This is a genomic window from Paraburkholderia acidicola, from assembly GCF_002362315.1.
Taxonomy (GTDB): domain Bacteria; phylum Pseudomonadota; class Gammaproteobacteria; order Burkholderiales; family Burkholderiaceae; genus Paraburkholderia; species Paraburkholderia acidicola.
On the sequence record NZ_MTZV01000006.1, the window covers coordinates 2,675,355 to 2,694,747 of the forward strand.

At 55.7% G+C, this 19,393-nt stretch carries 16 protein-coding genes and 3 pseudogenes; 6 read left to right on the forward strand and 13 right to left on the reverse strand.

Annotated features, from left to right (window positions below):
- Nucleotides 1–54: 54 nt before the first annotated feature.
- Nucleotides 55–1,020, forward strand: a complete 966-nt coding sequence (locus BWP39_RS30425) for an AraC family transcriptional regulator (RefSeq protein WP_096725881.1) — start codon at nt 55–57, stop codon at nt 1,018–1,020.
- Between the two features lie 12 nt (nt 1,021–1,032).
- Here the strand turns inward: BWP39_RS30425 and BWP39_RS30430 are convergent, their stop codons facing one another.
- Nucleotides 1,033–1,914, reverse strand: coding sequence for a LysR family transcriptional regulator (locus BWP39_RS30430; protein WP_096725882.1), 882 nt, complete (start codon nt 1,912–1,914; stop codon nt 1,033–1,035).
- A gap of 140 nt (nt 1,915–2,054) precedes the next feature.
- Here BWP39_RS30430 and BWP39_RS30435 point away from each other — a divergent pair, with 140 nt between their 5' ends.
- Nucleotides 2,055–3,188 (forward strand): C45 family autoproteolytic acyltransferase/hydolase, encoded by a 1,134-nt coding sequence (locus BWP39_RS30435; protein WP_096726269.1) that lies wholly within the window; start codon nt 2,055–2,057, stop codon nt 3,186–3,188.
- 168 nt (nt 3,189–3,356) lie between these two features.
- On the opposite strand, the pseudogene BWP39_RS30440 reads toward BWP39_RS30435, so the two are convergent.
- The 7 genes and pseudogenes from BWP39_RS30440 to BWP39_RS30475 form a co-directional block, all read right to left on the reverse strand.
- Nucleotides 3,357–3,614 (reverse strand): annotated as a pseudogene (locus tag BWP39_RS30440) (transposase); the annotation flags it as partial.
- Between the two features lie 456 nt (nt 3,615–4,070).
- Nucleotides 4,071–4,526, reverse strand: a complete 456-nt coding sequence (locus tag BWP39_RS30450; protein WP_096725884.1) for a hypothetical protein — start codon at nt 4,524–4,526, stop codon at nt 4,071–4,073.
- 359 nt (nt 4,527–4,885) lie between these two features.
- Nucleotides 4,886–5,824, reverse strand: coding sequence for an extracellular solute-binding protein (locus BWP39_RS30455; RefSeq protein WP_096726270.1), 939 nt, complete (start codon nt 5,822–5,824; stop codon nt 4,886–4,888).
- Nucleotides 5,825–5,930: 106 nt separating this feature from the next.
- Nucleotides 5,931–6,728, reverse strand: a complete 798-nt coding sequence (locus BWP39_RS30460) for an ABC transporter permease (protein ID WP_096725885.1) — start codon at nt 6,726–6,728, stop codon at nt 5,931–5,933.
- The gene (locus tag BWP39_RS30465) at nt 6,715–7,620 is read right to left on the reverse strand and encodes an ABC transporter permease (protein WP_096725886.1); all 906 of its coding nucleotides are present in this window, start codon (nt 7,618–7,620) and stop codon (nt 6,715–6,717) included. The genes BWP39_RS30460 and BWP39_RS30465 overlap by 14 nt, the downstream gene beginning before the upstream one ends.
- Nucleotides 7,621–7,802: 182 nt before the next feature.
- Nucleotides 7,803–8,792: an AraC family transcriptional regulator gene (locus BWP39_RS30470; RefSeq protein WP_096725887.1), complete on the reverse strand. Its 990-nt coding sequence runs from the start codon at nt 8,790–8,792 to the stop codon at nt 7,803–7,805.
- A 26-nt stretch (nt 8,793–8,818) separates the two neighbouring features.
- On the reverse strand, nt 8,819–9,274 hold the full coding sequence (locus BWP39_RS30475; RefSeq protein WP_096726271.1) for a GNAT family N-acetyltransferase: 456 nt from the start codon (nt 9,272–9,274) through the stop codon (nt 8,819–8,821).
- A gap of 494 nt (nt 9,275–9,768) precedes the next feature.
- On the opposite strand from BWP39_RS30475, the gene BWP39_RS30480 reads away from it, so the two are divergent.
- Nucleotides 9,769–10,638: a helix-turn-helix domain-containing protein gene (locus BWP39_RS30480; protein WP_096725888.1), complete on the forward strand. Its 870-nt coding sequence runs from the start codon at nt 9,769–9,771 to the stop codon at nt 10,636–10,638.
- Between the two features lie 9 nt (nt 10,639–10,647).
- Here the strand turns inward: BWP39_RS30480 and BWP39_RS30485 are convergent, their stop codons facing one another.
- Genes BWP39_RS30485 through BWP39_RS30495 form a run of 3 tightly spaced genes read right to left on the reverse strand, consistent with a single transcriptional unit; the run spans nt 10,648 to nt 13,821 of the window.
- On the reverse strand, nt 10,648–12,483 hold the full coding sequence (locus tag BWP39_RS30485) for a hybrid sensor histidine kinase/response regulator (RefSeq protein ID WP_096725889.1): 1,836 nt from the start codon (nt 12,481–12,483) through the stop codon (nt 10,648–10,650).
- A gap of 14 nt (nt 12,484–12,497) precedes the next feature.
- Nucleotides 12,498–13,295 (reverse strand): class I SAM-dependent methyltransferase, encoded by a 798-nt coding sequence (locus BWP39_RS30490; RefSeq protein ID WP_096725890.1) that lies wholly within the window; start codon nt 13,293–13,295, stop codon nt 12,498–12,500.
- A 4-nt stretch (nt 13,296–13,299) separates the two neighbouring features.
- Nucleotides 13,300–13,821, reverse strand: a complete 522-nt coding sequence (locus tag BWP39_RS30495) for a molybdopterin-dependent oxidoreductase (protein ID WP_096725891.1) — start codon at nt 13,819–13,821, stop codon at nt 13,300–13,302.
- 235 nt (nt 13,822–14,056) lie between these two features.
- Here BWP39_RS30495 and BWP39_RS32660 point away from each other — a divergent pair.
- From BWP39_RS32660 to BWP39_RS32035, 3 genes and pseudogenes are all read left to right on the forward strand, one after another.
- Nucleotides 14,057–14,220: pseudogene (locus tag BWP39_RS32660) on the forward strand (IS701 family transposase); the annotation flags it as partial.
- Nucleotides 14,221–14,345: 125 nt separating this feature from the next.
- Nucleotides 14,346–14,519, forward strand: a pseudogene (locus tag BWP39_RS31810) (IS5/IS1182 family transposase); the annotation flags it as partial.
- Between the two features lie 33 nt (nt 14,520–14,552).
- Nucleotides 14,553–15,446, forward strand: a complete 894-nt coding sequence (locus BWP39_RS32035) for a LysR substrate-binding domain-containing protein (protein WP_170043919.1) — start codon at nt 14,553–14,555, stop codon at nt 15,444–15,446.
- A 49-nt stretch (nt 15,447–15,495) separates the two neighbouring features.
- Here the strand turns inward: BWP39_RS32035 and BWP39_RS30510 are convergent, their stop codons facing one another.
- Nucleotides 15,496–16,338, reverse strand: coding sequence for a M24 family metallopeptidase (locus BWP39_RS30510; RefSeq protein WP_157915207.1), 843 nt, complete (start codon nt 16,336–16,338; stop codon nt 15,496–15,498).
- Between the two features lie 313 nt (nt 16,339–16,651).
- Nucleotides 16,652–19,222: a right-handed parallel beta-helix repeat-containing protein gene (locus tag BWP39_RS30515; RefSeq protein ID WP_133116980.1), complete on the reverse strand. Its 2,571-nt coding sequence runs from the start codon at nt 19,220–19,222 to the stop codon at nt 16,652–16,654.
- Between the last annotated feature and the right edge of the window lie 171 nt (nt 19,223–19,393).

The window sequence follows — 19,393 nt, forward strand, 5'->3', positions numbered from 1 at the left end:
AGAATCGATCGTGACTATAATCAAAACAGCCTAATTCTTATTCGATCGTACACAATGGACGCTTTGTCAGACGTACTCTCGATGCTGCGGGTCAGCAGCGCGCTGTCGTCGCGGTTCGAAGGCCGGGGCGCATGGGCTTTCCGCTTTCCGGCGTACCGGCACGTCAAATTCGGCGGCGTGCTTGAAGGCCGCTTCTTTCTGTGGATCGAGGGTTCGAAAGAGCCGCTTGCGTTGCAGAAGGGCGATTTCTACATGCTCACGGACGGCCAGCCATTCTGTTCCGCGAGTGTCCTGGGCCGGCCACCGATCGACGGACCGGCCACCTACCGATCGATTCGCGGCAGTGACGGCGTGGTTCGCTACCAGGGCGACAGCGAGGATGAAGGCGAGGCGAGCGTCAGTCTTGCGAGCGGCCGCTTCACCTTCGAAAACGACGTCACCGACCTGTTGCTCAGACACTTGCCCCCGTTGATCCATCTACGCGCAACCGATCTCGGGACGCACGCGTTATCGAGCGTGCTCGATCTGCTGAAGTGGGAAACCAGCGACCTGCACGCGGGCGCCGATGTCGCGCGCAGCAGCCTTGCGGCTTTGGTACTGGTGCATGTGCTGCGCGTGTACCTGGCCTCGACCCGTCAACCTGAAGGCTGGTTGGGTGCACTGGCTGATCCGAAGATTGGTGGCGCGTTATCGATGATCCATGCAAAGCCTGGTGAACGCTGGACCGTCGATAGCCTCGCATCGGCGGTCGGCATGTCGCGCACCGCGTTTGCCCAGCGCTTCAGACGTCAGGTGGGCAGCGCGCCTGTCGAATATCTCGCGCAATGGCGCATGACCATCGCGCGCTCCGCGTTGAAGCACTCGGAAGAATCGCTGACGGAAATTGCGGAGCGCATCGGTTACCTGTCCGATACGGCGTTCAGTATCGCGTTCAAACGTTCTACAGGACTCAGCCCAGGGCGCTTTCGTGCGGATGCGCGCGGGCAGCGCGACAGGGCAGTCGAAGACAGTGTGGCTTGAACCTCAAGCATCTCAAGCCTGAATCAGCGCCTGCACAAGCTGGGCCCGCAAAACCGACGTGATATGCGGCTGACGATGCCCCTCCAGCATTCCGATGACGCGTCGCCATCCGGGAACCGGCAGCGGCAACACATCGAGCAATGTGTCCTTCGACCACTGAACATGCCTGAGCTGCGGCACGATCGACACGCCCACATTCTGTCGAACCAGTTCGATGATCGCCGCGATGGAATTCACTTCGAGCACGTCGTTGGTTTTCACGTGCATGCGTCGGAGTACGCGTTCCACATTCGCGCCCGTCAGCGAACGACGCTCGAATCGAATGAATGGTTGCGCTTGCAGAAGCGCTAGCGAATCTTCGCCTGCGGAGCGGATCATTGCGCTTGCCAGCAGCACCAGCGGTTCATCATAGAGTGGTGTCCAGCGCTCCGACGTGGTGTCGGCACGCACCATCTCGACGGCCAGTGCGCCATCGATCTCGCCGCTACGTACGCGGCGCAACAGATCGGCGGAATCTCCGAAAACAAGGCGCACATTCAACTCGGGATACCGCGCCTTTAGCATGATCACATTGCTCGACAGAAATCCCATCGCCGACACCGTTGCGCCGACCGTGATCGAACCCGCGAGGTTATCGGTGGTATCGGTGCCGAGTATCAGCGAGTCGTAAGCGGCGACGACACGACTTGCGTGAACCACCAGCGCACGACCGGCTTCGTTCAGCCGGATCATCCGGCGCGACCGGTCGAAAAGCGGGCGGCGACATTCCTCTTCGAGCGTTCTCATCTGCTGGCCAACGGCGGCCTGCGTTAATGCCATGCGATCGGCCGCAGCGGCCAGCGAGCCGTATTTCTCGACCGCAAGAAAGGTTCGCAGCGTACGGATTTCACTCATCTTCGTCTCGCAGGTAGCGTGTTGTGCCGCCAATTCTAAAGTTTCGGTTTATCAAACAGAAACAAAAATGCATTTTTATTTTTGTTTGCGAAAGCTCAGAATTGGCGCTCACCTACCGTGCCTCGCCGGAACGAACCGCCATGCAAACCATCACTCCGTTTCCCTTTGTGTCTGTCACGGGCGGCGCCTTTGAACGAGGCCGACAGTATGGCAAACAGGCTGCCGGGCGCATTCGCAAAAGTGCCGACATGTATGGGCGCACGCTTGAAAACCTCGGCTATAGCGCGGCGTCTCGAGATGCATTGATCCTGTCGTTCGCGAACAGCATCGGCGAATTCGGCGCGCACTACCTCGACGAAATGCACGGTATCGCCGAAGGCTCCGGCGTGCCGTTCGCCGACATCGTGATGATCAATGCGCGTACCGAAGTGCTCGCCAAAGCGCGCGCGGAGAAGGTGTCCGCGGTGAACGAAGAGGGTGGCGACGGATGTACCGGCGCGTTGATTCTTCCCGAGCGATCGGCGACAGGGCGCCTGATTCACGGCCAGAACTGGGACTGGCGAGCTGACTGTGTCGAAACCGGCGTTGTCCTGCGCGTGCGCAACGACGACGGTCCCGACTTCCTCACGTTTGTCGAAGCGGGCGGTCTGGCACGAAGCGGGCTCAACAGCGCCGGGGTATCGATCACCGCCAATTATCTGGAGTCGTCACGCGACTTCGAAAATCTTGGGGTTCCGCTGTCGCTGCTGCGTCGTAGCGCGCTCGAGCAATCCGTCTTTGCGAATGCGTTGAAGATCGTCGCAACAACTCCGAAGTCCTGTTCGAACAACGTGATGCTCGGCATGGCAGAGGGATTTGGCATCGATCTCGAATGTGCGCCCGATGAACATTTCCCGCTCTATCCCGGCGACGATCAACTGATCGTGCACGCGAACCATTGGGTTAGTCCGGTCGCCCGATCGAAGCTCGTCGATACGGGCTGCGAGAATTCGCCGGATAGCCACTATCGCGACTGGCGCGTGCGCAAGCTGTTGAATCAGTCGGAGTTGATCGGCCGGCAGGACCTCAAGCAGGCGCTGTTCGATTCATTTGGTACGCCGTTTGCGGTGTGCCGCCCGCCACGAGCTGGAACCCGCCATTCGACGACTGCAACGGTGGCGATGGTCGTCATGGAGCCGGCGCTTGGCGAGATGGATGTGGCGCCGCTGCCGGCACTGAACCGAACGTTTACGCGCTATAGCCTGACGGCGGAGCCGGTTCGGCTGGATGACTAGTCTCACTGTGTCGCATATTTTTGCGAATTACTGCGTTAACGAATGGTACAAGCGTGCGTGAGTCTTAGGCCGAGCAAAATACGCAGTGTAGTGATGGAATCAGGAGCGTGACGTTGTGGGCGCTGGACTGCCGCGTGCACGTAATCCGCGGGAAGGACAGGCAGCGCGCGCGCCTAGCGCGGGCATCCCCCACTCGCACACCCGCTGCATGATTGCCTTGTCAGACCACTCAGCCTTGGCAACGAAATGGTGGAGCGACTGATGCTTCGCACTGGCGTGAAACGGAGCAGTACGCGCGGCCATCGGTTCGACGCTCTTTCTCGACAGTGGTAACACCAGCCCCGAACAGTAGCCTCCAAGGCCGGCATGGCGATCTGCGTGTCAGTGGCTCAGATATGTTTCGAAATCGTTGACATCTTCTGTCATCGCGATAGCCCACAGTTTCCGTTACTTCATACTACCAAGCATCGTATTTCATTGACACAGCAGGACTAGGTCGCCAATTGTCCGTCGGCCTGGTCATGTCGAACAGTCATCAGGTTCTCCGCGGTCAGCGCAAGGACCGCCGAGGCCTCTGCAAGCGCATCTTTCTCTTCGGCAGTCAACACCCCTGGTCTGTCGGGCCATGTAGCGACGAGGCGGGCGAGGACCTCTCGTGTACGCAACTGAAGCTGTCGCGCCGAGTCAGCTTCACGAGCGAGATTACGAAGACTCCGTCGCGCATTGCTCCTCCCGCGTTCCGTCCCGTGCTCAATGGCGGAGAGCAGGATCGGAACAAGCGTTCTCCATCGAGGAGCTAGATCAATCGTGGCACGTTCGGATGTCCAATCCGTGTCTCGCGGCGCGCGCCGATCTTGTAGTCCCCTAGCGTTCCTGTTCATCTCAATTGATTCTCCCACTACGTGCTCCACTTGGTTGATACCCGAGCGACAGATACTGAGACAACTCCGAGCCCACCATGAGCGGCAACGGACGCGAAAGAAGGCGACTACCCCAGTTCGCCCGCGTGATGATCGGCTGATGCAACATCGGTTTTCCGTGTAGATCGCCTGCCCCCTGAAGCGCGAACTGCTCGCATCTCAACCGGCCTTTGCGGACGAAAGTTTCGGGGGAATGCCACTCAACTTCGCTGGCAGGGAGAAGGTGAAGTGGGCAAAAGATGACCGCGGTCAAAATAGCGAGGACGGCAACAGCCAGGGCATCGCCCCCGAGAGCGTCAGGCAACAGGTCCAGCGCGCATGCGGTGATGCATGCCGCCGAGATGCAGCTCATCAGGATTGTTATGGAATAGAAGACAGTCGCGCAAAAGCGCCGCTGGCCCGAGAGGTAGCTGTTCACGGACGGTCCTCCCGACGGAACGCAAAGACATGCGTACGTACCAGGTCGTTACGCCGGGTCCGACCGGCAAACGAGGACGGATGCGCGGCACCAGCTGCAGCGAACGGAGGCGCCATGCAGCATTCGGCGTGCCGTAGAATACGGGTAGCCATGGATATTCCTCATCACGACTGTTTCGTCTTGAACCGTTGAAGGGGGTTCATTACCCTGGTCAGGCCGGTACGGGTGCGCCAACACCCGTACCGGCCGCTCTACGTCACTTCAGCTTGATGTTTCTCCTGGGTGTACCACGCGTTCAAATGCAATTCGCATCAAAGTCTCCCGCCCGGTACAGATAACGCGCAGTGTGTTTGCGGCTGCTATCCCTTCAGCTTCGTCCACACCTTGCTCCGCAACGACAGTGCCGCTGGTGAGCACGCCTTGTACGGTCGTAGCCGGGCCTTCTGGTCCTCAGGGACGTTGATCGCCGGATCACGCAGGAGAGCCTGGTCCATGTATTTCTCCGAACCCCTGATCGCGTTGTTATAGCGCAGCGCATTGGACACCTCGGCGATGATCTCTGGCTTCATCATCCAGTTCACGAACTGGTAAGCAGCTGAAAGGTTCTTTGCCTTCGCAGGGATCACAAGGTTGTCCAGAAGCATGCGCGCTCCTTCTCTCGGGACCACGAACTTCACGCTCGACAGTTGCTGGCTCGCTCGCTCGCTGGAGCCATTCCAGTTGTGCTGGACGATCACCTGTTTCGAAACGATCCGATCGATGGGACCGTCATTGCTATAGATCTTGACGAACGGCTTCTGCTTTTCAAGAATGGCCAGCACACGTTTCGCATCATCCGGTTTCTCGCTGCATTCGTCCTGGCCGAGATACCAGCTGGCGGCCATATAAAGTTCCTCCACAGCATCGAGGTCCGCAATCTGCCCACGCACTGCAGGCTCCGGATCAAAGAACGGTTTCCAGCTGTCGTCGAGCCGTCCGCCCGTCACCCTCGCGCCGTCGTAGCTGAAGCCCGTAATGACAACCATGTAGGGCATCGCATAGTTCCGCTCGGGGTCGAACGAAGGGTGCGCAAACTCCGGCTTAATGTTCGCGGCGTTGGAAAGCTTCGACTTGTCGAGTTTGGTCAGCAGCCCCGCGTGAGCCAGGATGGGCACGTAATAGTCGCCGGTGATGGCAACGTCATATCCGCCGGCGCCTGCCTGCAGTTTCTCGGTCAGTGCTGCGTCGCTCTCGTAGACATCAAGGGTAGTCTTGACCCCCGTTTCCTTCTCGAATTGCGTAAGCAGGGACGACGGCATGTAATCCGGCCAGTTTCCGATGTGCACTTCCCCACCTGCGTATGCACCAGTGCTGAACGCAAGACACACTATTCCGTACAGATACTTTCGTTTCATTGAGTAAATCTCAGGTTGTTTTCAGATCTTTGTCTAGCCTCGCCAGCCATACGCCGACCAGCTGCAATGCGGACACACCGACCACGACGGTTGATATCGCGTTGATTTTCGGCGTGATGCCAAGCTTGAGTGCGCTGAAGATGTACATCGGCAACGTCGTCAGCCCCGCTCCGGCGAGAAAGTAACTCGTCACGTAGTCGTTCATCGACACGACAAAGGCGAGCAACGCACCCGCGACAATTCCTGGGGTCGCAAGAGGCAGCGTTATCTGACAGAAGGTGGTCCACGGCGTGGCCGAGAGGTCTGCTGCCGCGTCGAGCAGGTTTCGGTCAATCTTTTCGAGTCGCGCGCCGATCGGCAGATAGGCGAACGGCAGACAGAATACGATGTGTGCAAAGAGCACTGTCGTGAACCCCGGTTCGATTGACAGCATGGAAAACAGGAGCAGCGTGCCGATCGCGAGAATGATTTCCGGAATGACCAGCGGCAACGAGATCCAGGCCACGAGCGCGTTGCGATCTCGCGCGGCGAAACTCCAGCCTGTGACGGCCGCGGCGAGCGCGATCACGGTTGATGCGATCATCGACACCACCGCGAGCACAATCGAGGTCGTAGCAGCACGCATGAGCGTCTGGTCCTGGACCGCATCGACATAGCCGTGAATGCCCCAGCCCTGCCAGACGAGCGCGGATGGCCCCCTGTTAAAACTCATCCAGATCAGGGCAACGACGGGCAGGTACAGAAACACCATCGCACTCCACGCGAACGGTGCTGTAGGCATCAGGCGCCTAAGCTCAGGCGAATTCATGTCTTACGCCGCCCCTGTCGCTCACAGCCAGCCGTACCCGCGAGACGACGAGCGCCACGAGCACAAGTCCGAGAAGCGCGAATGCCATCGCTGCCCCGAGCGGCCAGTTGTGTCCTGAGGAAAACTGAAAGGCGACGAGGTTGCCGAGCATCATCGAGCGATTCCCACCTAGCAGGTCAGACACAACATATGTTCCGAGGGCCGGCACGAACACGAGACCCACACCTGCCGCTATTCCGCCGCGACATCCCGGGATGACCACGTCGCGCAATGCGACTGGACCAGTCGCCCCGAGATCGAGCGCGGCTTCGACAACGCGCCAGTCCATATCGTCGAGCGCGGCATATATCGGAAGCACCATGAACGGAAGAAATGTGTAGACGAGGCCAAGCAGCGTAGCGCCGTACGTGTAAAGCACGCCGAGCGGAACGTCCACGACGCGAATCCGGTTCAACACGTGGTTCAGAAGACCATTGTCTGCGAGCAGGGTTATCCAGCCGTACATCTGCACAACAACGCATGTCCAGAAAGGAACCGTGATCAGGAGCAGGTACAGGGCCTTACGTCGTGGAGGACAACCCGCGATATGGAGTGCGACCGGAAGTGCGAACAGCAGGCAGACAATTGTGGCCATTCCCGCCAGCGCGACTGAGCGCACGAAAATCTGGACGAAATCAGACTGAAAGACGAGCACACCGTCAAAATCGCGTTCAAACAGAAGCCCGATATACGCGTCTGACGAAAATTTACCCCAGGCGACGCCTCCAAAATCGAGCGGTAAAGACCACGAAACAACGGCGAGTATGCCGAGAGGCGCAACAACGCCCGCAGCCAGAATGACGGCTGCAGGCCAGAGACTTCTGTGCAACTTCATCGGTACCTGTAATCGCATTGCGCTCACCTTGGGATAGCCGAGTTTAATGACGTGGCTTCCCCCGAAGCAAGGTCGACTCTTGGTCGCAGCAGGTCAATTTTCACTGTTTTTCATTCATGTATGCACGTTGAATCGCTTCGAGCAATTATTGAAGCCCGCGCACGCTTTAGCGCCCCGCGAAGGAGAACCCATCGATCATCTCAGGACTTGTCCGACAACAGACGGTTGAGCGATTCCGGTTGTTTGAACCCGAGTTTCGAGGCAACTTTCTTGGGGCTATATTGCGCGTCGTTCCGGTAGCGGGTGGCGAGGTCCCGTCGTACTCCTGCGCGAAGTTCTCCGATTGAAGTACCGACTTCTCGAAGTCTTCTCTGCAGGGTGCTCAGTGACAGTCCGAGCTGGTCGAAATCCTTCCGCCCTGGATTCTCAAACAGCAATGCGAGCAGACGACCCACCAGGTCACCGGGAACCCATCGGGCAAGTTCTGCCTCCTTTTTTTCGCACTGCCGGCGGGCAATCTCGAATGCATGAGGATGCGAGACAGGTAGCGGACTGGCTAGCTCAGCGGCGGGAAAATGCACCGCGGTGTCGGCCGCATCGAACTCCACGGGACATTCGAAAAACTCGGCGTAGCGGTCAGCGTGAGGCGGTGCGGAGAAGCCCAACGTGATTCGCGAAAACGTCAGCTCGCGACCAAGAATCCCGATGATCTCGCGCCGGATTGCAGCGAGACAAACGTCGGTGTTCAGGACCAGAAGGTCGGGTCGATAGGTGTAGTTCCGAAGAACTGCTCGTGCGTCGTCACCGGAAACCTCCAGGGAAATACGGAAATAGCAGATGCCAAGAAGCGGATACGCGTAGGCAGTACGAAGCGAAACCTCCAGCGTCGGACTGGTGAGCATCGCCGTGCCCCGGCAACCGTAAGCGGTAACCGGAATCGCATTGCCGATCGCAAGTCCTATTCCGGAATCACCCGACAGCAAAAGCGCATTGGCAAAAACAATGATCTCCTGTGCGTGAGTGATCATCGTGTCGGGTTGATCCAGTTGCTCAGGCAGGATCCCGGTGCCGCGCAACAAAGCGTCGACAGACACGCCGAGCTGGCTAAGGACCTTTTCAGCACAGATGACCGTGTGAAGTGTCGCTGGCCGTTGAGCGGCTGTCCGTCGTTCGCCGTTGTCGCGTGACATCTCTGAATTCTCCAGGTAATCCCGGACTAAGCGAGGTCGAGTGTGAATACGACCTGGCACCCAAACTCGTCGAGTCCGTGTCGCTTCCAGCCGAGATGCTGGTAGAAACCGTCGGCGCGCGAACCCGGGTCGGTGACGAGTTCGACTGATTTAGCTCCCTGGTCGCGCAGCCAACGAACTGATCGTTCCAGTAGCTCGCGACCGATGCCATGTTTGTGGTGTGCCGGGCGAATGAACAGTCCGGTGATGAAGGGTTTCTCGGTCAACACAGGCAGGCAGAAGCCGACAACCTCGCCCTCGTGTTCACAAAGCCACCCACCGCCCTGCCCGATCTTTTCGATCAGCAGGTCACGGTCGAGCAGGTTGACCTGATGTGGATGGATCCGGTTCTCCCGCACGGAAAACCTGACGTCGTAGAAAGACCCGATGTCCCTGGCCGTCAATGGTCTGTATGTGTATTGAATATCGTTGTCTGTCAACATCGGCTCCATGGATGAGAGGAAACCCGCATCGTAGCAGCCAGAGAAACATCCACTTTTAGTTGTCACTGGGGTATTCGTACCTTTCATCCAAATTCTGGCGCTTTCATTCGAAAATTTCTTTCTAATCAACGATTTATAAGGTCGATTTCCAAAGAAATGTCCCGATAATGCCGGGCCTTACTGGCCGCAGGTTCACGGCAAACGACTGCCAGAATTTGCACGAAAGGTACGAATACGCCTGCTGCTAAAATCAAGCGGTCTCATCGACCAAAACAAGCATCGCACACTCTATTTGACCAAACTCACACATACGCATAGCGTGGCCGCATTATTATGAAGGCAAAACGAGCATGTCAAGCCATATTCGCCTCGCATAAGGCATGGCATGCTCTATTTTGATGGCGTTCGCCACCTCTTCGACCCAAAGCGTGCATCGACATCAGTACCCGTACCCGATAGACTCGCTCTGGACCCGAATTGACGAGAAACGATAGATGCCAGAAATCGACGGCGACCTTGCCGAGGCACGCGCCATTGCAAGCAGAGTCAGGGAACTGCTGGAGTCACATGGCATAGGAAAGCGTCAGCACGCTGGAGAAATTCAACGGATTTGTGCTTTAAGCTATTCGCAGGCTCTTCGCAAAATCAAGGGATTGAATCCCTGGACGATAAACCAGCTTAAAGCGGTCGCGCTGGCTTACGGGGAGTCGCCTGCCTTTTTCATTGAAAATATTCCTGTCCAAGGCGCGTTGCTGCCACAAGCGTCTCGGGACAAGGCATGGCTCGTAATTGAGCAACGCAGCTATGAGTGTGTTGCGGAAATCGGGGCGCCATTCTCAACCGGGGTTCCTCCGCAATTCGTCGCGATCAGTGTTGACCATCGGTGGCACATCTATCCCCATGCGTCTGTGCCTCCTGGCCAGCATTACGAGGTGAAATCAATCGAGATCGCCGTCAAGGCAGGGCCGCACACGCCAGTGATCGCGGTACTTGACGACGAACCGGTAGTGACAGAACAGATCTGCACCTACCTCGGGACTCACGGATTCATCGCGAAGGGTTACGTACGGCATCTCGAGTTCGCAAGGGACTTCAGTACCTCGCGTTTTGATGCCTACGTCATCGACTGGATGCTGGATAACACGACTGCACGCGCATCAATTGAACGAATTGCTGAGCATTACTCCAACGATGCTCCAATCTATCTGCTAACTGGAAAAATCGTTACGGGTGAAGCAGATGAGGGGGAGATGGCAGAAATCATCCAGAAATATGAGATCTTTCCGATTGAGAAGCCAGTGAGACTACCGTGGCTGGTCGCGGAGCTCACTCGACGCCTGAAGGGCGAGCGATCAGGAGGATGAGTGCAACGCTCATTTCCTTTGCCTCGTCGATTCGCTTCGCAAGGAGATTCTTGCAAGCGATTTAAATAATTCTGTAGCACGCAGAGGCTTCGAAAGAAACTCATCGAATAGATTTCGCTCTTCCTCGCCGAGAAACTGCTGATTATAGGCACTTAATCCGATAATGGCTACACACTCATCAATCAAGCCTTGTGTTTGTACAGATCGAATAAAACTCGGTCCATCCATAACTGGCATGTTTACATCCACAATCAATACATCATAGCGAACATTTCTGATCAATATTTCAGCCGCATCTGTGGAAATTACGCCATCCACATCAATTTTATACGACCGAAACATTGCCACCAGTGAATCGACGATGCCTTGATTGTCGTCGATAACAAGTGCATGTTGAATCCATTTTACCTCCTCAAACACCGAAATCGGACTCGCCACCTCGTCCTCGAGCGCAGCCCCTCCCACGTCAGCCATCAGATCGCAGGGAAATTCAACCGTGAAGGCAGAGCCCGCACCAAGAGCGCTTTTCACGGTTATAAAGCCATCCAGTGAGTTGGTAATTTCCTTAACGATGGCCAACCCCATACCGATGCCGTGAGAGGGTACTGACTGAACGGTATGCAATCGCACGAACGGCTTAAAGATAATTTTCTGATCAGCCTCGCTGATACCGATGCCACTATCCCGAACCTGCAAACGCAGAAAACTTTGCCCGGTGTAACCTGTCCATCTGGTTTCGACGGAGATTTCGACAACGCCTGCATCCGAGTATTTGATCGCGTTGGATACGAGATTCGCTATTACTTGTTGAATCCGCGTGCTATCTGTATAGATTAACGGGAAATCATCTTCCATGACCAGGTTGATGGTGATTCCTTTTTTATCTGCCGTGGTTTTCTGTGAATCAATGACGGATTTCACTATTTCTTTAATGCGCATCCAATTTTTGGTGACGCGAAATGCTTTTGAATCCAGCATTGCGAAATCCGAAATATCTCGCATCTGCACATCCAGCTGACCGATAGCATTTTCCAGTGCCAGCACAGATTTCATGCCTGCGTGATTTAGTGGCTCATTTGCAAGATTATCGACTGCCGAGGCAATTATCTGCAGAGGCGATCTCAACTCGTGACCGATCATCCCGAGGAAAGCCGTTTTGGCAGCCCGTAATTCACGTTCACGCTGCACGTTAAGTCGGTGTTGCCGCAGCAACCAGAGTAAGCCAAGAAAGGCGCAGAAAATCAAAAAAAGCAATATTCCGCTGAATTGAAGGAATATGATTTGTTTTTGTTTAAAATCCTTAATCGCCTGATCCCGACGCTGCATCTCCGCGGCTCCGATGCTATGCACCAGTTGATTCACCACCGGGCGCATCAGGGTGAGTTTCCGTACAACTGTGTCGACGTCGGCGTTGCTCAGATAACCCTGGTCGAAATACGCATCTATCTGGTCAAGAGGCTGCTGCAGTTCACTCAGGGCCTGACGATACTCCGGGATTGCCATGGCTGACTTCGTTGCGTCGCCCTGAACGCCCAAGATAAAATATTTTGACAGCAGCACATTCCATTCGAGATCGAGATCGTCAAATGTCCTTGATTTTGAAAAAGAAAATTCCGCCAGATCGCTCTTCAGTTCCTCAAGTTTTATTTCAAATTGCGCTGTTCCCCAATAATAATTTTCCTGGGGGCCAGCCAACTCATAAGCAGCAGATGGACTTAGCCACCCCACGGCAGCGTAAATCCACGTGACGATTGCAACCAGAATTGTTAGCAAGAAAATCAGAATAGAGATTCTTTGCGTACCGAATTTTTCCCGAAAATTCTGTTTGAGTCCGAAAATTCGCATTGCTTCTTTGATATCTAGCGTTGTGGCGCGTTGAGAACTTCGTCGGGGACTGCGTCCCAGCGTACTGAGTCACGTGTCAGCCAACCGGGCACGGTCCGAAACGCTAAATGAAGTCCTCGGGAATAGTGATGCAGCTGCAGGCCAAAGCGCGTGAAAAGCGATTTCAATCCCGACATAGTATATATCGTCAGATGTCCATTTCTCGGTGAAATATACCAATGTCGCCTGTTATCATCGTCCGGATCAATCAAATATGTTGAAAAAAGCAGTGCGCCGTCATTTTTCAGGCGGGAGTTGATTTGTGAGAGAGTGTGATCAGGGTCGTTTGTGTGTTCAAATACTTCAAATGAAGTAATGAGATCAAATTTATCGGAGGGAGGCATACCTTTGGAGAAAAACGGATCCCAGCTTCGCACATCGAAACCGTGCTTTGTCAGCAGCTTGGCCAGCAATCCGGCGCCGCTACCGTAATCCAGCATCGATATGCCGCCAACAGATGCAATCAACGCCTGCACCAATCGCGCATTTTGCTGCGGCCGTATCTTTTCACTATCTATATCAACCTTTATATAATCATCGTTATAAATATACGCCTCAAAATCATGATTGCTCCATTTATCAAATGCCGTTGTGAATATGGTTCCGCAAGCACTGCATTTGTAATAATAAACCGGCACGCCCGACAGCTCGAGAAGATATCCACGCCTCTCCTCACAGTTTTTATTGAAATCAACCACATCGTACAGGGTTGCTTCGCCTGCACACACCTTGCAAGTGCAGGAAGGGAGGGATGCTTTGTACATTTCTTTCATGATTTCAATTTACTTCCAACGATTTTACTTGTCTGGCGAAGCTCGCCTCCATCTTGGAATTATTCAATTCTTCATAATATCCGTCACGTGGATAAACTATGAAAAATGGACCAAAATTTCGTATCTTCAGCTTTACTCCGTTCATGGATGTGGCAAAAATAGGGTGATATTTTTCAACATCTGAAAATGGAATGTCGGAAGATATAAAACCATCGTATCCGGTTATCCTGAATGAAGTGCCAGTTGCTCCTACTTTCGCCAACACGTCTTCGATCCGAATTCCCGCGAATTTCGCCCTCGATGTCCAGGGAGTGGATGTAGTTATCACATACTGAGGCATGGCCGCAATATCCGCTTCCGACAGGTGGTACGTCTTTCTCTCCGCGTCCGTGTATTTCGTTATCTTCCCGGTTATATCGAGGCCCGCTTCTGGAAGCTTGGCGTCGGCCACCTGAAGCAGGGATGCCACAATGACTGCGAATACAGCGACCGCGGCAGTGACAATCGGCTTGCTCGATGTTTGCATGTGTTTTCGCTCTGCTGTGTTCCATTGAGAGAAGTTGTTCAACAGCCCACGGCGCACGACAGGGCTACCTCTACGGGTACACGTCGAACCGTACTTCTGATGTTGTCGCGTTGCAGGGAGATGTAGTGTCGGTCACAAGCATAACCGCATATTCCAGGACCTTGCGAGACGTGCGAATTTAACAGCTTTGTATCAGGGCCCCTTTGTACCTGTCGTCAGCGGCCGGCGCAAGCGCCATGCAACACTGAGTATCGCCGCGTACGGGTTTCTGATGGCCCAGAGACTCAGGATGGGATCAGGTACAGGCGATAAAAAAACTTCGTCAAACGCGCGTTGCCTGTCCTTCCCGCGGATTACATCGCACGCAGCAGTCCAGCGCGCACAACGCCACGTTCCTGATTTCATCACTACGTTGCGTATCTTGCTCGGCCTAAGACTCACGCAACGCTTGTACCGTTCATTAACGCAGTAGTTCGCAAAAGCGTGTGACACAGTAAGACTAGGGAGCTGTTGCGAAACTACCTATTGTCGACGCGCAAGGCATCCCGCTCGCGGTCATCCTGACCGGCGCGAACCGCCACGACAACCGCCACGACATTGCCCAGCTTGATGCATGGGTTGCCGCAATTCCTCACATTCGCGGCAGGCAGGGCCGTTTCCTGCGCGAACGCGGCACCACACCTGTGCTCGCAAAAATGTTTAAATCTCCCCCTACGTTCTTGAAGACCGCAATGACCGACCGACTGCGCCTCAACATTTCCGCGCTTCGTGCGCTTGAAACGGCCGAACGCTGCCGAAGTTTCACCCTGGCCGCCAACGAACTGAACCTGACGCATAGCGCCATCAGTCATCAGATCCGGCAGATCGAAGGATTGCTCAGCGTTCCGTTGTTCGAGCGGGCGCAAACACAAATGATCCCCACGGCGGCCTGCACGCGACTGGCGGAACGTGTGCGTAAGAATCTTGCCGATCTCGAGTCCGCGTTGCTCGAAGCCAGGAACTCGAACCAGCAGCAGCGGCTGGTCCTCAAGGTCAACGTCATGGCTGATTTTGCCAACGTATGGTTGATTCCGAAGCTGGGGGCATTTGCGGATGTTAAACCGCATGTCGATCTTTCAATCACCGTGCGCAATACGCTGGATGTTCCTGAGCGCCACGAGGCAGACGTTGGTATCTGGCATAGACCTATCGATAGAGACGGCTTTCAATCGAGGAAGCTGCTCGATGATTCGGTTGTCGCGGTGTGTACTCCGGCATTCTTTGACAGGCATGCACCATTGGATGCGAGCAAGCTGGCGCATGTGCCGTTACTGAGGTACGCAGGACGCTCATGGCGAGAATTCTTCGATGCCGCTGGAATCAGCGCGAGCGATCCGAACTATGGGCCGATGCTCAACGACGCAGCATCGCTTCTGCAGGCCGCGCTCGCGGGCCAGGGCGTCGCCATGCTTCGGGAGCGCCTTATCCATTCTTATCTGCGGGACGGAATACTCGTGCGTATCGGTAGCACCCGGATTCCGTCGGCGCTGTCCTACCATATTTGCTGGCATCAAGATAATCCCAAGCGCGAAGCCATTCTGCAATTTGCAGAATGGCTCGAGGAAGTAGTCAACGAATCAGACTAGATTCTGGTGCCGGGATCACACCATTTCCGCAGTGCCGGGCGGTATGCGGTTAGCGGCGAGCACGCGCGTCATAGAATGACGTGTCTTCGCCCTCACGCAGGTCAAGGACTTCGCATCCGTCGTCGGTCACCGCGACGACGTGCTCCCAATACACTGCCAGAGACTTGTCTGCGGTCTGTGCGGACCGGGTGACGTTATTCAGCCGGATACCCTCACCAGAGCCCGCGCAGATAAACGGTTCGACCGTGATTACCATGCCTTTCTCGAGCACGCGACCTTCATTCACCGGGGAGTCGTAGTACGGGATAAGCCAGCCGTCGGCATGAACCTGACCGGTCGAGTGGCCGGTGCCGCTCGGAACGCGAAGCATCGAGAATCCGAAAGATTCGACATATTCCTGCACGCGCCGGGCAATGTCCTGGAGCTTCGCGCCCGGCCGAACGAGACTGATGCCAAGGCACATCGCCTGGTAACCGACCGACATCAAGAGACGCGCCTCCGAACTCGTCTCCTCTCCAACGATCCACATGCGTTGGGTGTCGCCGCACCAGCCTTCCTTCTTGATGCTGACGTCAACGCCGAAGAGATCGCCCTTCTTCAAGGGAAGATCATTCGGTTCGCCGCTGAATGCGTTCTCGTTGTGCGCGATCGAGATGCATGCGTACTGGCTCGAGTCATAACCTGCCAGATCCTCGCGATCGATCTCGGCATGGTACTTGTTGACGATCAGGTCATAAGCAATGTCGTTGATTTGACGTGACGTAACGCCGGGCTGAATGTGAGGCGTCAGATCCTGAAGAACCTGCGCGGAGATACGACCTGCGACGCGCAGCATTGCAATCTCTTGCGGGGTTTTGATGGAGATCTTGTTGTAATCGACGTTGTGGCTCATAGGGCACCATGGGTTCATCAGTTGGACGTATGCTGCGCCGGGCATTTAAAGCGCTCCGAAGGGCTTGCTCCAGACCAGGAGCGGGCATCGAAAGCTAAAACGCTCTTAAGCGCAATCTCATGCCAGCTCGCCGTTACAGCGTCTGGGCATGTAGAAAGTATCGATTTCGGTGATCGATACGTCCAACGATGGTTTTTCACCCGCGATGTGAATAAATTTGCACGGCCTCGAAAAGATGCAGTGCGGCGGCGCCGTTCACAGGTGCTCCCTCACCTGTGAATTCCTGCGCTCGCTGATTGCGCATCGGCACATTTCACGGCGCGATATAGACGCCATTCATGGTCGCGTAGGTACCCGACAGCTTGGTCACGGTGATGGTGTGCTGGCCGCGAGTCAGCAAGGGAGACGTGTACACCGCCACGTTGGAGTGTCGTACTCCATCGGCGGGCACCGTATTCACGACTTGTTGTGCGCCACCATCGATGGCGATACCCAGGTTGCCCTGATCGATGTATTGCTCACCGAAAACCTGGATGACCGTACCGGTAAACGACAGGGTCATCGTATCGCTATTGTTCGTCGTGTAATGAAGGTCATGCAGGTAGTCATAAAAGGACGACCGGTTGTTGGCGTCCTGCCATGAGCCGCTGTAGGTGATCTGCGATGAGTTATCGCCAATGCGGCCATTGATGCTGCTTTCCGTGATGGCATCGCGAATTCGTTTTCGTCCTGCATGATCGAGCAATGTCGAGGGGATATCCGACATGGCCGAGATGGTGACATTCCCACTGTCGTTGCTGGCGTCGACTGGTAGCGGCGGACAGGTGTTGTAGTCGTTCAGCGCCGCATCGACATAATTCCCGGTGATCCAGAGGTGCCCTGTGGGCTCGCATCCACCCTGCACAGATTTAAACGGCCCGATCGAGTTGAACGAAGCATTGCCCTTCCAGTTGATCCACTCCGAACCGGCATCGTCGTAGTAGGTTCTCATGACGTTGTTGCTGTTGTACGAGACATTGCCGGTCACCTGCATTCCATGAGCGAGTGTGGCCACCGGATCGATCGTCACGCCATCGGCTTTGTACTGATACTGCGCCTGGTGACCTTCGATGTAGATCGCTCCTCCGTCCGTCAGTCCCGACATATAGTCATGCAGTAGATTGTCGCTGAGGGTATTGCTGTCATTGACGTTGGTTGAGTTGTCCGGATGAGCGGAGTTGTCGACATGCCCCTGGATCACACCGGCGGTAATGGCCGAATAGGGCACGTCGTGAATCTCGTTTTGCGTGACAACCGTCTTGCGGCCGAACAGCAAGGTAATGCCGCATGCGGACGGATAATCCGTGCCGACGTTGTGAATCAGGTTACCGATGATCTTGTTGTCTCTCATGATCTCGTTGACACCGATCACATCGTTTGCCACCAATGCCAGATCGGGATTGCAATTCTGTTTGATCGTCGTGGCATCCGACGAGTGAGTGGGTGTCGGGTCGGACGTGCAGCCCATCAAGATTCCCGTCGAAGCAATCGAGGCGAACTCGTTGTTCCGGATCAGGTTATCCGACGATCCGTACATGAACGCGAGGCCCGCGCCTCCCAGATCGATGAAGCGATTTCCCGTGAACGAAATACGGTTCGATGCGCTGAAGCTGACGTTGGCCAATGGCTGAGATAAGGCACCCCAGGGACACGTACCAGCGGGAGATGAGAAATTGCACATGCCCTGATTGCCGCCTGCGGTGGTCATCCGCAGATTGCTTTGGACGTCGGCAAACCCAACCGAGGTAGATGGATCGTTCCAGGTCGCGTAGGAAAACTGCAGGCCAGAGAACGTCACGTCATGCAGCGGGTGGGCTAGCGATCCCGCACCCTGCAGCAGGGTCTCCAGGCGGGGAAGCTCCACATCCAGTGTGGCGATCTGCTGCCCGGGTAGCGGCTGGTAGTAAAGGACGTTGGCTCTCGAATCGAGAAACCACTGGCCTGGCTGGATCAAGGCCTGGGCATTTTGTATCGATGACGGCATCGTGCTGGAATTCATCGATGGCAGACCGCCGCTGGGCTGTGCGAACGACAGGCGATTGGTGACATTGGTCCAGCACGGCTGCGCCATGGTCAGCGTGCCGTTCGAATAACCGGTCACTCTGCACCGCGATTCAGTCCACGCGCCATTGCCCTGGGTATAGACGAACTCGACATTGGCAAGCTGCGCCGCATTCAACCCGGCGAACCAGGTCATGGCGACACTGTCGTTAGCGATGTTGTAGCCGGTCGCTGAGCCTGTCCAGCCGCCAACAAACCCAAGCTGGTCGGGCGTCTGTTGCGCCACCCGTGCGGGCGCGCCGTTGATGTAGAGCTGTCGGGAGTTGCTGCCAGCCGGTGCTGGAGCTGACCATACTCCGCCTGTGCCAGATTGCGACCATCCTGTGACCTGCGTCGCGCCGGAGATCACCGGGTGCGCACCGGTCATTGCCCTCCACACGACCGGGTGGCCTGGCGCCCCGGAATCCGCCGGACCGAATTTCAACGGGCTCGCGAGCCGGTATACGCCATCGGCAAGCTGAACCTGCACGTCGGTCACGCCGGAAAACCGCAGCGATCGAACGGCACGTTGAGCGCCGCTCAGATCACAAGGGGCGCTTCTCGAACAGTCGCCCGATGACCCGGATGGACTCGCATAGAGCATCCTTGACGCGCTATTCGCAGTACTGGGCGCCGCAACGTTTTGCGCCGCCAGTTCGGCTTTCGACAGACTGGTGCCTTCTCCATCCCCTCCGCAGCCTGCCAGCACCACACTCACACCAACCACCATCGTTCGAAGCAATCTATACATCACCGCCGATGAGCGTAGCGGGGCGTTGCCCTTCACTGAACTGACTGGAGTCATGGGGTGTTCCCTCTGTTCGTGATTGCGCTGACATTGCATTTATCGATAAAGGGGAGTCGCTGATTTTCAGATTTTGATGAGAAAGTTTGCGTATAAACAAACAATTCATATGCGAACGCTATCTTAAGTGCGACGCACCAAAACATTAGGGTTTTTGCTGATCTCCGTTCA

Bases quoted from the DNA above. Each gene is read 5' to 3' on its own strand.
- BWP39_RS30460 (WP_096725885.1), bottom strand. From the start codon at position 6,728: ATGAATTCGCCTGAGCTTAGGCGCCTGATGCCTACAGCACCGTTCGCG.
- BWP39_RS30510 (WP_157915207.1), bottom strand. From the start codon at position 16,338: ATGAGCCACAACGTCGATTACAACAAGATCTCCATCAAAACCCCGCAA.
- BWP39_RS30455 (WP_096726270.1), bottom strand. From the start codon at position 5,824: ATGCCGTCGTCCCTGCTTACGCAATTCGAGAAGGAAACGGGGGTCAAG.
- BWP39_RS30485 (WP_096725889.1), bottom strand. From the start codon at position 12,483: ATGCGAATTTTCGGACTCAAACAGAATTTTCGGGAAAAATTCGGTACG.
- BWP39_RS30435 (WP_096726269.1), top strand. From the start codon at position 2,055: ATGCAAACCATCACTCCGTTTCCCTTTGTGTCTGTCACGGGCGGCGCC.
- BWP39_RS30470 (WP_096725887.1), bottom strand. From the start codon at position 8,792: ATGTCACGCGACAACGGCGAACGACGGACAGCCGCTCAACGGCCAGCG.
- BWP39_RS30465 (WP_096725886.1), bottom strand. From the start codon at position 7,620: ATGCGATTACAGGTACCGATGAAGTTGCACAGAAGTCTCTGGCCTGCA.
- BWP39_RS30490 (WP_096725890.1), bottom strand. From the start codon at position 13,295: ATGAAAGAAATGTACAAAGCATCCCTCCCTTCCTGCACTTGCAAGGTG.
- BWP39_RS32035 (WP_170043919.1), top strand. From the start codon at position 14,553: ATGACCGACCGACTGCGCCTCAACATTTCCGCGCTTCGTGCGCTTGAA.
- BWP39_RS30475 (WP_096726271.1), bottom strand. From the start codon at position 9,274: ATGTTGACAGACAACGATATTCAATACACATACAGACCATTGACGGCC.
- BWP39_RS30495 (WP_096725891.1), bottom strand. From the start codon at position 13,821: ATGCAAACATCGAGCAAGCCGATTGTCACTGCCGCGGTCGCTGTATTC.
- BWP39_RS30515 (WP_133116980.1), bottom strand. From the start codon at position 19,222: ATGACTCCAGTCAGTTCAGTGAAGGGCAACGCCCCGCTACGCTCATCG.
- BWP39_RS30480 (WP_096725888.1), top strand. From the start codon at position 9,769: ATGCCAGAAATCGACGGCGACCTTGCCGAGGCACGCGCCATTGCAAGC.
- BWP39_RS30430 (WP_096725882.1), bottom strand. From the start codon at position 1,914: ATGAGTGAAATCCGTACGCTGCGAACCTTTCTTGCGGTCGAGAAATAC.
- BWP39_RS30425 (WP_096725881.1), top strand. From the start codon at position 55: ATGGACGCTTTGTCAGACGTACTCTCGATGCTGCGGGTCAGCAGCGCG.